The sequence below is a fragment of the Rhizobium sp. L43 genome, assembly GCF_002531725.1.
Lineage (GTDB): Bacteria > Pseudomonadota > Alphaproteobacteria > Rhizobiales > Rhizobiaceae > Rhizobium.
Window position 1 is genome coordinate 18,668 of sequence record NZ_NWSQ01000045.1, and the last position, 13,453, is coordinate 32,120.

The 13,453-nt window shown below is 62.8% G+C and carries 11 protein-coding genes; 3 read left to right on the forward strand and 8 right to left on the reverse strand.

Translation table 11 applies throughout. The annotated features are described in order from the left end of the window. Positions 1–83: 83 nt before the first annotated feature. Complete coding sequence (locus CO667_RS32670; protein ID WP_097622145.1) at positions 84–992, reverse strand: ABC transporter substrate-binding protein; 909 nt, start codon at positions 990–992, stop codon at positions 84–86. Between the two features lie 420 nt (positions 993–1,412). Here CO667_RS32670 and CO667_RS32680 point away from each other — a divergent pair, with 420 nt between their 5' ends. Beyond that, positions 1,413–2,660 carry a LysR family transcriptional regulator gene (locus CO667_RS32680; protein ID WP_097622147.1) on the forward strand — a complete coding sequence of 416 codons (1,248 nt, stop codon included), beginning with the start codon at positions 1,413–1,415 and terminating at the stop codon, positions 2,658–2,660. Next, positions 2,657–3,382, forward strand: coding sequence for a copper homeostasis protein CutC (locus CO667_RS32685; RefSeq protein ID WP_097622148.1), 726 nt, complete (start codon positions 2,657–2,659; stop codon positions 3,380–3,382). The genes CO667_RS32680 and CO667_RS32685 overlap by 4 nt, the downstream gene beginning before the upstream one ends. Before the next feature lie 266 nt (positions 3,383–3,648). Here CO667_RS32685 and CO667_RS32695 read toward each other — a convergent pair whose 3' ends face one another. The 7 genes from CO667_RS32695 to CO667_RS32725 all read right to left on the reverse strand — a co-directional run bounded on the left by CO667_RS32695 (position 3,649) and on the right by CO667_RS32725 (position 11,953). After that, complete coding sequence (locus tag CO667_RS32695) at positions 3,649–4,668, reverse strand: zinc-binding alcohol dehydrogenase family protein (RefSeq protein ID WP_097622150.1); 1,020 nt, start codon at positions 4,666–4,668, stop codon at positions 3,649–3,651. A 263-nt stretch (positions 4,669–4,931) separates the two neighbouring features. Continuing rightward, on the reverse strand, positions 4,932–5,906 hold the full coding sequence (locus tag CO667_RS32700) for an ABC transporter permease (RefSeq protein ID WP_097622151.1): 975 nt from the start codon (positions 5,904–5,906) through the stop codon (positions 4,932–4,934). Between the two features lie 122 nt (positions 5,907–6,028). Beyond that, entirely contained in the window at positions 6,029–7,582 is a 1,554-nt protein-coding gene (locus tag CO667_RS32705) for a sugar ABC transporter ATP-binding protein (RefSeq protein ID WP_097622152.1), read from the reverse strand. 103 nt (positions 7,583–7,685) lie between these two features. Next, positions 7,686–8,675 (reverse strand): ABC transporter substrate-binding protein, encoded by a 990-nt coding sequence (locus tag CO667_RS32710; protein ID WP_097622153.1) that lies wholly within the window; start codon positions 8,673–8,675, stop codon positions 7,686–7,688. A gap of 208 nt (positions 8,676–8,883) precedes the next feature. Beyond that, a complete protein-coding gene (locus tag CO667_RS32715; RefSeq protein ID WP_097622154.1) occupies positions 8,884–9,330 on the reverse strand; it encodes an RbsD/FucU domain-containing protein in 447 nt (148 codons plus the stop codon). Positions 9,331–9,339: 9 nt separating this feature from the next. Beyond that, complete coding sequence (locus CO667_RS32720; RefSeq protein WP_097622155.1) at positions 9,340–10,359, reverse strand: aldo/keto reductase; 1,020 nt, start codon at positions 10,357–10,359, stop codon at positions 9,340–9,342. Positions 10,360–10,450: 91 nt separating this feature from the next. Then, a complete protein-coding gene (locus CO667_RS32725) occupies positions 10,451–11,953 on the reverse strand; it encodes an altronate dehydratase family protein (protein ID WP_097622156.1) in 1,503 nt (500 codons plus the stop codon). A 339-nt stretch (positions 11,954–12,292) separates the two neighbouring features. Here CO667_RS32725 and CO667_RS32730 point away from each other — a divergent pair, with 339 nt between their 5' ends. Continuing rightward, positions 12,293–13,192, forward strand: coding sequence for a GntR family transcriptional regulator (locus CO667_RS32730; RefSeq protein WP_097622157.1), 900 nt, complete (start codon positions 12,293–12,295; stop codon positions 13,190–13,192). The last annotated feature ends 261 nt before the right edge of the window (positions 13,193–13,453 follow it).

The following is a 13,453-nucleotide window of genomic DNA, read 5'->3' on the forward strand; positions in this document are numbered from 1 at the left end:
TCAGCCCTGTCCGGCCAATCTTTTCTGGCCAAGCCTGTCAGCAAAGGGAGGCTCCGCCCGCAATCGGGCGGAGCGAGCGATGACTACTTCAGGAAGCCTTTTTCCTTGAGATAGGCTTCGGCGACGGACTTTGCCGGCTCGCCGTCGACCTGGATCTTGGCGTTGAGCTTGCGCAATTCGTCGGCGGTCAGGCTCTTGAAGATCGGCGAGAGCACTTCCTCGATCTTCGGATTGGCCTTCAGCACCTCTTCGCGGATGATCGGCGTCGGGGCATAGACCTGCTGCACGTTCTTGTCGTCTTCGAGAACGGTGAGTTCGGCCGCTTCGATCGCGCCGTCGGTGCCGTAGACCATGGCGGTGTTGACGCCGTTCGTCTGGTCGGCGGCCGCCTTGATCGTCGCCGACGTGTCGCCGCCGGAAAGAACGACCATCTGGTCGGGCTTCAGTTGGAAGCCGTAGGTCGTCTGGAAGGCGGGAAGCGCGCCAGCCGAATTGACGAATTCGGCGGAGGCGGCAAGCTTGGCGGCACCGCCGCCGGCAACCCATTTGCCGAAGTCCGTGAGGCTCTTCAGCTTGTTCGGGCCGGCGACATCGCTGCGCACGGCGAGCGCCCAGGTGTTGTTGGCAGGCGACGGCGTCAGCCAGACGATCTTGTTGGCGTCGTAATCGAGCTTCTTCGCCAGCTCATAACCCTGGTCGATATTCTTCCAGGCGGCGTCGTCGGCCTTGTTGAAGAAGAAGCCGGCATTGCCGGTATATTCCGGATAGATGTCGATTTCGCCGGCAGTGATCGCCTTGCGCACGACCGGTGTCGCGCCGAGCGCGATACGGTCCTGCGTCTTGATGCCGTTGGCTTCGAGCGCGAGCGCGATGACGTTGCCGAGCAGCGTGCCTTCGGTGTCGATCTTCGACGAGACGACGACGTCGGCGGCCTGGGCCGCACCCACCGCGAAGGCGGAGAGCGAAACGGCAAGTGCGAGTTTCTTCAGCATGGAAAGTCCCCTTGTTAAACACCGTGAATGAGGCACAAGCCGTTGGCGGTGGCTTGCGCGCAGGAAATCCGCCGGCGAGGGCGACCGAGCCGCCATCATGCCGGAATTGCGTGCGTCATGGAAATAGCGTGCCCTTCGGAAAAATCGATGCAAGCCCCCTCCAGTATTTGCGGTCACGCGGCCGATTATGGCGTCGAACACATCTCCATGCGCGGAAACGCATTCCCTTTTCCGGGGCCGGCGCGATTTGTTTTTATCCCCTTGCGTGTTTCCACGATACTCCCAGGCTCTCTCGCGGTTTCCCGCCGCCCGGATATTTTATGACGGGAACGATAGCCCGCCGCCTTGGAGGCAGGGATATCTTTTTTCATGAACACATCATATCGTCCGGTTTTTCCAGCACTTTCCGGAGGCGGTCGTTTGCATCTTGGGGCTCTGTTCATTGCAAGCCATGTGCTGACATCCGGTTCGGTGCGCGAGACCGCCCGGCGCTTCCAGCTGTCGCCCTCCACTGTCTCCACGGCTATCCATAATCTCGAGACCGAACTGGCGATGAAGCTGACCGAGCGCGCCTCCGGCGAGCTGGTGACGCTGATTGCAAGCGGTAGAGTGCTGGAAGGCCTGGCGCCGATCACGGCGGCGATCGGTGAATTCGGCCAATTGAGCGGCCACGACAGCGCCGCCGCCGAGACCTATGGCGCATGGGCATCCCGCATTCCGGTCAAGATCGTCACCATCGAGCGTTTTCTCGAAGTGGCCGACCAGGGCAGCATCAACCGGGCCGCGCGCCGCCTCCGCTTGGGGCAGCCACAGCTTTCGCTTCAGCTTGCCAATCTTGAGAAATTTCTGGGGGGCCGCCTGTTCGAGCGGCAGGCGCAGGGCTCGGTGCTGACGGAGGAGGGCAGGCGCGCCTACCAGATCTTCATGGCGATCAGCCAGGCGTGGAACGACCTGAAATCCTCGGCCGACGAGCGTTATCGGCGCACCGCCCGGTCGCTGCGCATCGGCTCGATCATCCCGACCGGATCGGAAAGCTGGGTGGCGCGCTGCCTGGGCGTGCTGGTCTCCGAATGGAATCTCCGCCGCAACAACAACGCGATCTCGCTGGTGTCGATGACCGCCGATGATCTGCGCGAGGCGCTGAAGAACGGCCGCATCGATGTGGCGATCCTGGATACGGTCTTCGGCCTCGAAAGCTTCCTGCATCGCGAATTGCTGAAGACCGACATGGTGGTGATCGCCCCGCGTGACAGCACCGAGACCAGCGTCGCCGATCTGGTCGCCGGCCACCCGATCTGCATGCCGAGCCCGCGCACCGGCCTCGGCCATGCCGCCATGGCCTTCAGCTACGAGCGCGCGCCCGATCGGCGGTTCCGCGGCCAGGATATCACCGCGGCGGATTCGCTGCCCGTGATCGTCGACCTCGTCGCCAATCACGGCTATGTCTCTTTCCTCGGCCGGGTCAGCGCCCTGCCGATCGCCGACAAGGTGCGCATCGTCGATCTCGACGTGCATCTGCCGATGTCCTATCACGTCGCCTTCAACCATCGCAAAGCCGCCGCCGATGCCTGCAACGTCATCATCGAGGCGGCGGCGAGAATGACGTCGCAACCCGTCGCGCACACCGTGCGGCAGGCGGACATCGGAACCAGGGAGACTGCAGCGTGACGATCTTGCTCGAAGTATGCGTCGACAGCGCCGAGGGCCTTGCCGCCGCGATCGAGGGCGGCGCCGGCCGCATCGAGCTCTGCTCGGCCCTCGAGCTCGGCGGCCTGACGCCGCTGCCGAGCCTGATACGGATCGCCGCCCGCGCGCCCATTCCTGTCTATGCGATGATCCGCCCACACGCCGGCCCCTTCATCTTCGGCGCGACGGACGAGGAAGCGATGATGCTCGATATCGATGCGGTGCGCGCCGCCGGCCTCGCCGGCGTCGTCATCGGCGCCAACCGGCCGGACGGCACGCTCGACCTGCCGCTGATCCACCGCCTGAAGGCGCATGCGGCCGGCCTCGGCTCGACGCTGCATCGCGCTTTCGATCTGGTGCCGGATGCCGATCAGGCGCTGGAGCAGGCGGTCGAACTCGGCTGCGAACGTATCCTGACGTCAGGCTGCGCGCTGAAGGCGACCGACGGTCTCGACACGCTGAAGCGCCTCTCGGCAAAAGCCGCCGGCCGCATCACGATCATGCCCGGCAGCGGCATCCGCCCTGGAAATGTCGGGGAGATCCTGCAGGCGACCGGCGCCCTCGAGGTCCATGGCTCCTGCAGTTCGCCGGTCGAAAGCGCCGATCCGCGCGCGGTCGCCTTCGGGTTTGAGGCGAAGAGTATGAACAAGACGGATGTCACGGTTGTCAGGGAGATGCGTAGGGCGATCGAATCGGTGGCTTAGCAGTGCCGTAGTTTCAGGCGAACCCGCTTTGCGTTTTGGATACTTCGAACGCGAATGCAGCGCTTGCGGCTGTGGATCCTCGGGTCAAGCCCGAGGAAGACGGAGTGTGGGGGAGCCTTTACGGCAAGTACCGCATGCGCAGCGGTTTTGTTGGAATTCCTCCAGACGTCCCGCCTCCTGCTGGTCTTTGCCCCCCACCTCCGTATGCTCGGGCATGACCCGAGCATCCACGCCCAGCACGCAGCGTGCATGTTACGCATCGCACTCTAACCACCAACCCTGATCACCGCCTTGATCAGCCCATTCTTCTCATGCGCCCAGCGCGCCAGATCGCGCGGCGCGTCGGCAAGCGTCGTGCGGTGGGTGATCAGTTTTTCCACCGGCACCAGGCCTTTGGCGATCGAATCCGCCACATGTTCGAAATCGATGCGGGTGGCGTTGCGGCTGCCGATCAGCGTCATTTCGCGCTTGTGGAATTCGGGATCGGAGAAGCGGATATCGTCCTTGACGACGCTGACCAGCACCAGTGCGCCGCCATGGGCAACGAAGGAGAAGGCCCTTTCCATCGACGGGCCATAACCGGTCGCGTCGAAGACCACGTCGAAACCGTCGCCCTTGGTCTTTTCCTTGACGGCGTCTGCCGTTTGGTCGTTGGCAACGATGCCGGAGGTGAAGCCGAAGCGGTCCGACGCCATCTGCAGCCGCTCGGTGCTGGTATCGAGCAGCGTCACCTCATGGCCGGCAATGCGCGAGAAGAGCGCCGCTCCGAGCCCGATCGGGCCGGCGCCGATCACAAGTGACCGCGCTCCCGCACCCGTCATCGATCGGCGCACCGCATGGGCGCCGATCGCCAGGAACTCGGTCGTCGCCGCCGCCTCGAGACTCAAGCCCTTGGCGGGATAGAGATTGCCTGATGGAACCGAGATTTCCTCGCAGAAGGCGCCGTCCGTATGGACGCCGAGCACCTTGATATTGGTGCAGCAATTCGGCTTGCCCTTGATGCAGGCGATGCATTGCCCGCAGGAGAGATAGGGATTGACGATCACAGGCGTGCCGGCCGCGAGGTCCACTCCATCGCCGGCTTCCAGCACCGTCGCCGAGATCTCGTGGCCCATCACCCGGGGATATTCGAGGAAGGGATGTTTGCCCTCGAAAATGTGGTAGTCGGTGCCGCAGATGCCGACATGGCTGACGGCAAGGCGCACCCAGCCGGCTGCCGGTGCCGCAGGCGAAGGACGCTCGACGATATCGAGCACGCCGGGCTCCCGGCAAACAACTGCTTTCATGACGGGTCTCGCATTCCTGGTTTTTACTCTGTGTCGTGCCACTGCTGTTCGGTTCGTGCAGATAGCTGCCCCTCACCCTAACTTACCGGTCGAGCCACTCGTCGCGACCCGTCCTTTGGACCCCCGTAAACGGGGCGAGGGGAGGTGCCCTACACGACGTCAATGGGGACGGAGAGGTTTGCGGTATTTTCCCTTCTCCCCGCGAGCGGGGAGAAGGTGGCGGTAGCCGGATGAGGGGCAGGCGGCGATCTCTTGCTCGCCTATCAATTGCTCCGGCGGCGGCGCAGCTGGTCGAAGAACACGATCACGATGATCAGCAGACCGGTGATGATGCGCTGCCAGAAGGAGTTGACGTTCAGTAGGTTGGCGCCGTTGTTGATGGTGGCGAGAATGAAGGCGCCGATCAGCGGGCCATGCACCGAGCCGACCGCGCCGAACAGGCTGGTGCCGCCGATGACGGAGGAGGCGATCGCCTGCAGTTCCCAGCCGTCGGCCTGCGTCGCATTGCCGATGGCGATGCGCGAGGCGAGCAGCACGCCGACGAAGGCGGCAAAGCCGGCCGAGAGGATATAGGCAAGATAGATCATGCCCTTGACGTTGACGCCGGAAAGGCGCGCGGCTTCCGCATTCGAACCGACCGCAAAGAGATAGCGGCCCCAGCGGCTGAGATGCAGGAAGATGAAGGAGGGCACCGCCACCAGAATGACCATCCAGAAGAGGCTGGGAATGCTGAGGAAATCGGCCCGCGCGAAATTGCTGAAGCCTTCGTCGGTGATGCTGATCGTCGAGCCGTTGGTGATCAACAGGCCGATGCCGCGCAGCGACGTCAGCGTTGCCAGCGTGATGATGAACGGCGGCAGGCCCATATGGACGATGCCGAAGCCATGGAAGGCGCCGATTGCCACACCGATGGCGAGCGTTAGCACGATTGCTCCCCAGAGCGGCACGCCCGCCTGCAGCAGCCAGGCGATGATGACGGTGCAGAAGCCGACGATGGCGCCGACCGAGAGGTCGATGCCGGCGGTGATGATGACGAAGGTCTGGCCGAGCGCCAGGATCGCCGTCATCGCACCCTGACGCAGCAGGTTCGAGATGTTGAGCGGTGTCCAGAAGCTCGGGGTGACTAAGCCAAGCACGATCCAGAGGAAGATCAGCAGGCCGATCAGCGTCAGGCCGAACAGGATGTTCATTTTCCGGCGCGGCGGCGGCGCGACGATTTCGGTGGGGGTGGCAGTCATGAAATTTCTCCCTCTTAGAGAATTTCCGCTTTTCTCCAAAAGCGCGGGAATTCTCCATCTATTTGTTTTACGCAATTTCCGGACGCAAAACCGCAGCGGACTTTTGCTGGAATTGCTTGTGCTCAGACGCCGATCGCTTCGCTGAGCACTTCTTCATGCGTCGCCGCGTGGAAATCATGGCTGGCGACGATCCTGCCGCCGCGGAAGACGTGCAGCCGGTCGGCCAGTTCGTAGACCTCGGGCAGGTAGGAGGAGATCAGGATGATGCCTGCTCCCTCCTTCAGAAGCTTGGCGAAGAGCCGGTAGATCTCAGCCTTGGTGCCGACGTCGACGCCGACTGTGGGTTCGTCGAAGATGAACAACCGGGCGCCGTGGCTCAGCCACTTGCCGATGACGATCTTCTGCTGGTTGCCGCCCGACATGCTGGAGGCGGGAACGCGCCGGCTCGGCGTCTTGATGCTGAGATCGCGGATCTGCTTGTCGGCATTGGCCGATTCGCGTGCGTGATTGATCACAGGTCCGTGGCTGAGGCGCCCGAACACCGGCAGGTTGATGTTGAGGCCGATCGGCAGGTTGAGGCAGAGCCCCTGGTCGCGCCGGCTTTCGGGCGCGAGCGCGATGCCGAGCTCCATCGCCGTGCGTTCGTTCCTGATATCGACGCGCTTGCCTCTCCAGTGGATTTCGCCGGCGCTGATCGGCTGGCGGCCATAGAGGCCGAGCGCGAATTCGCTGCGGCCGGCGCCGATCAGCCCGTAGAGGCCGACGATCTGTCCCGCCTTGACGCTGAGCGACACGTCTTCGAAGCCCGGGCCGGAGAGGCCGTTGACCTCGACGATCGTCTCGCCGATTGCAATCTCTTCCTTGTGATAGATCTGTTCGATCGAGCGGTTGATCATCAGCGCGATTAGCTCGGCATCGTTGGTCTCGCCGATCAGCCGCGTGCCGACATGCGTGCCGTCGCGCAGCACCGAGACACGGTCGGCAAGCTCGAAGACTTCCTCCATGCGGTGGCTGATATAGACGATGGTGACGCCTTCGCCCTGCAGGCGGCGGATCAGCTTGAAGAGCTGTGCGGATTCCTGGCGCGTCAGATAGGCGGTGGGTTCGTCGAAGATCAGGAACTGCGTGCCGCGCATCGCCGCGCGCGCGGTGGCGACGAGCTGCTGCTGGCCGATGGTCAGCGAGCTCAACAGCGCACCGGCCGGCAGGCCGAAGCCGAGATCGTCGAGCACGGCCTGCGCCAGCTTCTCCATCTGCTTCTTGCGCATCAGCCCGTAGCGATTGACCTCGTCGCCGAGAAAGAGGTTGGCGGCCACCGTCAGGTGCCGGCAGAGCACGACCTCCTGGTGCACGGCGTTGATGCCGCGGGCGATCGCCTCGTTCGGCGTCGACAGCCCCACCGGCTGGCCGCACCACAGCACTTCGCCGGCCGTGCGGGTAATAACGCCGGTGAGCAATTTGATCAGGGTGGATTTGCCGGCGCCGTTTTCGCCGACGATGGCGTGGATTTCACCGGCCAGGAAGGTCAGCGTCGCCGGCTTCAGTGCCTGGACATGGCCGTAATTCTTCTGCAGGCCCTTGAGTTCGAGGATAGGCGATCCGGCGGGAATTCGATTGGCTTCTTTCAGCGTCGCGCTGTCATCATGGCGATGACTGACCTCTTCCAGTCCGATCATGGACCTCTCCTCCTTGTGTCACGTCTGCTCCACCCTGGTAACCATACCATGGATGAAAAAGGCCGCGCCGGTTTTTGAAGCCGGCGCGGCCCGTCTGTCTTCGTTACTTGATCTTCGGGTTCAGCAATGCGTCGATCTTCGGATCGGCCATATTCGCCTTGGTGACGAGGTTGGCGCCGGTGTCGACATTTTCCGGAACCTTCTCGCCCTTGGAGACGGCAAGCGCGGTCTTGATGCCGTCATAGCCCATGCGATAGGGGTCCTGAACGACGAGGCCGGCGATCGCGCCATCCTTGAGGAAGCCGACCGTCTTGTCGTCGCTGTCGAAGCCGATGACCTTGATCTTGTCGCCGAGCTTGTTTTCGGCGATCGCCTGGCCGACGCCCTGTGCCAAGATCAGGTTCGAGGCGAAGACGCCGACGAGTTTCGGGTTGGCCGTGATCAGGTCGGTCATCATGTTGAGGCCGGTCGTCGCCTGACCGTCGCCGTACTTGTCGGCAATGACCTTCAGACCGGGATGTTTGGTCTTGATCTGATCCAGGAAGCCTTCGCGGCGCTGCTCGAGCGAGCCGACGCCGGGCAGGTTGGTGAGGATGACGATTTCGCCTTCTTCCTTGCCCGTCATCTCCTTGATGGCGGCGGCAAGACCGTCGGCGGCAATGCGGCCACCTTGGACATTGTCCGTCGTCAGGAACGACTTGAATGCCTTGGAGTCGGCGCCCGAGTCGATGCCGATGATCGGAACCGACTTGGCGGCTTCATCGATCGGCTTGCCGAGTGCCTTGAATTCGGTCGGCGAGATGACGACGGCAGCCGGTTTGCCGGCAACGGCGTTTTCCAGGATGCTGATCTGGCCGTTGATGTCGGACTCGGCCTGGGCGCCGAGCTCCGGCACGTTGACGCCGAGATCCTTGCCGGCCTTGCGGGCGCCGGCCAGAACGATCTGCCAGTAGAAGGACGTCGTGTCCTTGACGATGATCGGGATCGTCACGTCGGCGGCAAAGGACGTGACCGGCATCGCCGTGGCGATGACGGCAGCGCCTGCGAGCGCGGTAAAGGCGCGACGCGACAGAAGGGATTTCACGATAGTCATAAGGGTTCTCCTCTCAGGATGCGTTCTCCTCCAATAAACCGGACCGCTGAACGCTGGCGGAGGGTTTTTATCGATAAAAAACATTTGCAGGCAGAAGCTAGCCGAGGCGCATTCAAATTGCAAGAGCGCCGATCCGGCTTTTTTGCTTTGCTAAACTCCGCCCAAGCAACTGATTTTATTTCAATACAATAATACCCTAAAATAGGGTTCAGCCCAGATCGACCTCATGCGGATGCACGACGCCCTTTTTCAAAATCAGGTTGCCGTACAGCCGGAATTCCGTCGTCGCGACGATATAGCTGGCCTTGCGGGCCATCGCGTAGAAGGCAAAACGCTCCACCGGCACGATGCGGAAATCGCCGGCGCGCTTGGCAACGATCTCTTGGAACTCGGCGCAGACTTCGGGCACCGCGCTGGGGTCGCCCACCACCTCCATCCGCCACGCCGTTTCCGGCACGAAAGTGTCGAGCGGCATATGGGTGAGGATCGCCTCGGCCATCGCAGTGGCGCTGACGCCGTCGGCGCGAATGACCGGGGGACCCATCGAGCCCGAGGGAAAATTGGCGTCGGATATGACGATGTCGTCGCCATGCCCCATGGTCTTCAGCGCATGAAGCAGGTCGGGACCGAGCAGCGGATGAATACCCCTAAGCATAATGTCTCCTCAGACCCGGACCGCTTCGGCGCCGAGCGGCGGCGCAACCAGCGTATAGGGCTCGAATTCGGCGTAGATCGTGTCGGCAAGCCGCGGCTCGACGATCTCCATGTTGCGTATCAGGCTCGACGGCTTGGCCGTGCCGATCAGCACCGAGGCGACGATCGCCTCGCGCAGCGGAAACTGCAGGGCGGGCGCCGCCAGCGGCACTCCGTGGCGTTTGGCGATCGCCTCCATGGCGCCGACCTTGGCCAGCACCTCGTCATCAGCCGGCATATAATCGAAATGCGAGCCCGGCACCGGGCCGGTGGCGAGAATGCCGGAGTTGAAGACGCCGCCGACGACGAGCGACGTGCCCTTCTGCCGGCAGAGCGGCAAGAGTTCGGCAACGGCCGAACGGTCGAGCAGCGTATAGCGGCCGGCCATCAGGATGCAGTCGAGATCGGCATGGCGCATGACGTCGAGGCAGACGGGCACTTCGTTGACGCCGAGGCCGAAGGCGGAGATCGCGCCCGAGGACTTGAGCTCCTCCAGCGCCTTCACGCCGGAATCGAGAAACTGCTTCTGGTGGACCGCATTTTTCGCCGCGCCATGGGTGTAGCCGCCGAGATCGTGCACATAGAGAATGTCGATGCGGTTGAGGCCGAGGCGGGCATAGCTGAACTCGACCGAGCGCATGATGCCGTCATAGGAATAGTCGTAATCGGCATCGAAGGAGAGCGGATCGACATAGCTATAGTCGGGCACGGTGCCGGTCGGCACCGGCCTGAGCAGCCGGCCGACCTTGGTGGACAGCACGTAACTGCCATCCGGCTGGTCGCGCAGGAAATCGCCGACCCGGCGTTCGGCAAGGCCCAGCCCATACCAGGGCGCCACGTCGAAATAGCGGATGCCGCTGTCCCAGGCCGCCTGCAGCGTGTCGATCGCCTGCTCGCGCGGGCAGGCGCGGTAAAGACCGCCGAGCGCTGCGGCGCCGAAACTGATTTCGGTCACCTCAAGCTTGGTCTTGCCGATCTTTCTCGTCTTCATCATTCCTCCTCGCCAAGAACTCGAGATTCCGGAGCAATCCCAGGAAAAGTGTGAAACGGTTTTCCGTCCGGGATTGCGCAAAAACAAAAAACTAGAGCGTTGCGCCCAGATGCCAGGGCACGAATTCGTTATCGCCGTAGCCGAAGAGCTCGCTCTTGGTCTTCTTGCCCGAGGCGGTGTCGACGATCAGCTCGAAGATCTCGCGGCCCTTGCCGCTGATCGTCGCGTCACCCGTGGCGATCGTGCCGCAATCGATGTCCATGTCCTCCTCCATCGAGGCATAGAGCGCCGAATTGCTGGAAAGCTTGAGCGACGGCGCCGGCCGGCAGCCGAAGCAGCTGCCGCGGCCGGTGGTGAAGGCGATCATATTCGCCCCGCCGGCCACTTGGCCGGTCGCCGAGACCGGGTCGTAACCCGGTGTGTCCATGAAGACGAGGCCGGGGGCGGTGACCCGCTCGGCATAACCATAGACCGCCGTCAGCGGTGAACGGCCGCCCTTGGCAACCGCGCCGAGCGATTTTTCCAGGATGGTGGTGAGCCCGCCGCGCTTGTTGCCGGGCGAGGGGTTGTTGTCGAGCGAGGCGCCGTGCAGGGCGACATAATCCTCCCACCAGGCGATTTTCTCGTCGAGCTTCTTTGCCACCTCGTCGCTGACGGCGCGGCTGCGCAGCAGATGTTCGGCGCCGTAAATCTCCGAGGTCTCCGACAGGATCGCCGTGCCGCCGGCCGCCGCCAGGAGATCGGCCGCGACACCCAGCGCCGGATTGGCGGTGATGCCGGAAAAGCCGTCGGAGCCGCCGCATTGCAGGCCGATGATGATCTCGCCGATCGAGATCGGCACGCGTTTTTCCCTGCCGACATCGGCGGCGATTTCGCGCAGCATGCCCATGGCGCGCTCGACGGCGCGGCGCGAACCGCCGGCATCCTGGATGTTGAAATGCCGCTTCGAGGCGCCGGCCCCGCTCTGGCCGTACAGCGTCAGCTGGTTGACCTCGCAGCCCAAGCCGATCATCAGCACGCCGCCGAAATTCACATGCCTGGTATAACCGGCCAGCGTCCGGTGCAGCACATTCATGCCGTCGCCGGTCGAGCTCATGCCGCAGCCCTGGTCGTGCACGATCGGCACGAAACCGTCGATGCCGTCATAATGCGGCAGGATCGTCCGGTTCGCCTCGTCGGCGATTGCCCGGCAGACCGTGGTGGAACAGTTCACGCTGGCGATGATGCCGATATAGTTGCGCGTCGCCGCCCGCCCGTCGGCGCGGCGATAGCCCATGAAGCTGCGCGCCTTGTCCTCGGCCGTCGCCGTTTCCGGCGCCGAATTGGCGGTCGCCGCCAGCCGGTCGTTTTCGAAATGCAGGTTGTGGCTGTGCACGTGGTCGCCGGCCCTGACCTCGGCCGTGGTGCGGCCGATCGCCTGGCCGTATTTGACGACCGGGGCCCCGAGCGGAATATCGGCAATTGCCACCTTGTGGCCTGGGTCGATTTTCTCGGAGGTCTGAATGCCGGCAACCGTCGAACCCGGCGCGATGGCCGCTGTTGCCACAGCGACATTGTCACCGGCCGAAAGGATGATCCAAGGCAGTTTGTCCAAGTCTCTATCTCCCTAGAGCATGATGCCGAAAAGTGTCAGCGGTTTTCGGACGACATCATGCTCTAACTCTTTAATTTAGAACAGGATTCAGATTTTAGGCCATCCCACCTAAAATCATCCTGTTCTATCAAAACGCTCGCTGCATCGGCGAATGCGCATTGATTTTGTTTTTTATCTACAATAAACATTTTCAAGTCAACGGGAATATTGATCCTGTGGACGAGGGAGGCAACAAGCCGCAGGCGACCGGAAATAAGCTAAAGGTCGTTTGAACAAGCCCCGATCGGTTTGCCCAGCTTTAGAGCGGGCGACGGACACGAGGGCGGAAAGCGGGGTCTGGTGGCAAGGCAGAATACGGTCTTCAAGGAAGCCTACAACAGGTATGCCGCAGCCCTACGCACGGATACCGCACTGCCCTCGGAGCCGGAGATCGCCGCCCAGCTCGGCGTCAGCCGCTCGACGGCGCGCGCCATCCTGACGCGGCTCAGCGAAGAAGGCATCATCCGCTGGAACAAGCGCCAGAAGACCGTGCTGCGCCAACCGACGGACCGCGACCTCTTTCCCTCCGAAGAGACCGACTCCCTGCACGATATCATCGAGCGCAGCTTCATGCAGCGCATCCTTGCCGACGATGCCGCCCCCGGCATGCAGATCAACGAGCTGGAGCTTGCCCGCGAGATCGGTACCGGCACGACAAGCGTGCGCGAATTCCTGATCCGCTTCTCCCGCTTCGGGTTGATCGAGAAACGCCCGAACAGCCACTGGACGCTGAAAGGCTTCACCCGCGAATTCGCGCTTGAACTGGCCGATGTGCGCGAGATGTTCGAGCTGCATTCGGCCGCCGAATTCGGCCGGCTTCCGAGAGATCATCAGGCCTGGACCGATCTTGCCGCCATCCGTGACGAACATCACGCCATGCTTGCCGACATCAACCAGCGCTTCCGGGATTTCTCCGTCCTCGACGAACGCTTTCACCTGCTGATCCACCGCGCCTCGAAAAACCGCTTCATCGCCGATTTCTACGACGCCATCGCCATCGTCTTCCACTACCACTACCAGTGGAACAAGACCGCCGCCCGCGAGCGCAACGAACGCGCCATCCACGAACATCTGGATTATATCGCCGCGCTCGAATCCGGCGACCAGGCCGCGATCGAAACCGCTTGCCGCGCGCATTTGCACTCCGCCCGCCAGACCCTGCTGCAATCCCTGCCGCAGATGGCGACGGAAACTGCGTGAGGTGGGGTGGTCACTAAGCGAAAATGAAAGGCGTGCCGTGCAGCTCCCCTCATCCGACCCTTCGGGCCACCTTCTCCCCGCTGGGGAGAAGAGGGAGAATGCCGCTTCGTCATCGACCCCATTTGGATGGAGTGCCTTTAAACAGGCGGGTTCGTTTGGGCAGCATCGGCGCGCCTTGCTCCCTCTTCTCCCCGAGGGGCTATCAGATTCACACATCATCGAAAGCTGAGAGGAGGAGGGATACGCCGCGCTTAGCGGCCT

Bases quoted from the DNA above. Each gene is read 5' to 3' on its own strand.
- CO667_RS32670 (WP_097622145.1), bottom strand. From the start codon at position 992: ATGCTGAAGAAACTCGCACTTGCCGTTTCGCTCTCCGCCTTCGCGGTG.
- CO667_RS32695 (WP_097622150.1), bottom strand. From the start codon at position 4,668: ATGAAAGCAGTTGTTTGCCGGGAGCCCGGCGTGCTCGATATCGTCGAG.
- CO667_RS32700 (WP_097622151.1), bottom strand. From the start codon at position 5,906: ATGACTGCCACCCCCACCGAAATCGTCGCGCCGCCGCCGCGCCGGAAA.
- CO667_RS32705 (WP_097622152.1), bottom strand. From the start codon at position 7,582: ATGATCGGACTGGAAGAGGTCAGTCATCGCCATGATGACAGCGCGACG.
- CO667_RS32710 (WP_097622153.1), bottom strand. From the start codon at position 8,675: ATGACTATCGTGAAATCCCTTCTGTCGCGTCGCGCCTTTACCGCGCTC.
- CO667_RS32715 (WP_097622154.1), bottom strand. From the start codon at position 9,330: ATGCTTAGGGGTATTCATCCGCTGCTCGGTCCCGACCTGCTTCATGCG.
- CO667_RS32720 (WP_097622155.1), bottom strand. From the start codon at position 10,359: ATGAAGACGAGAAAGATCGGCAAGACCAAGCTTGAGGTGACCGAAATC.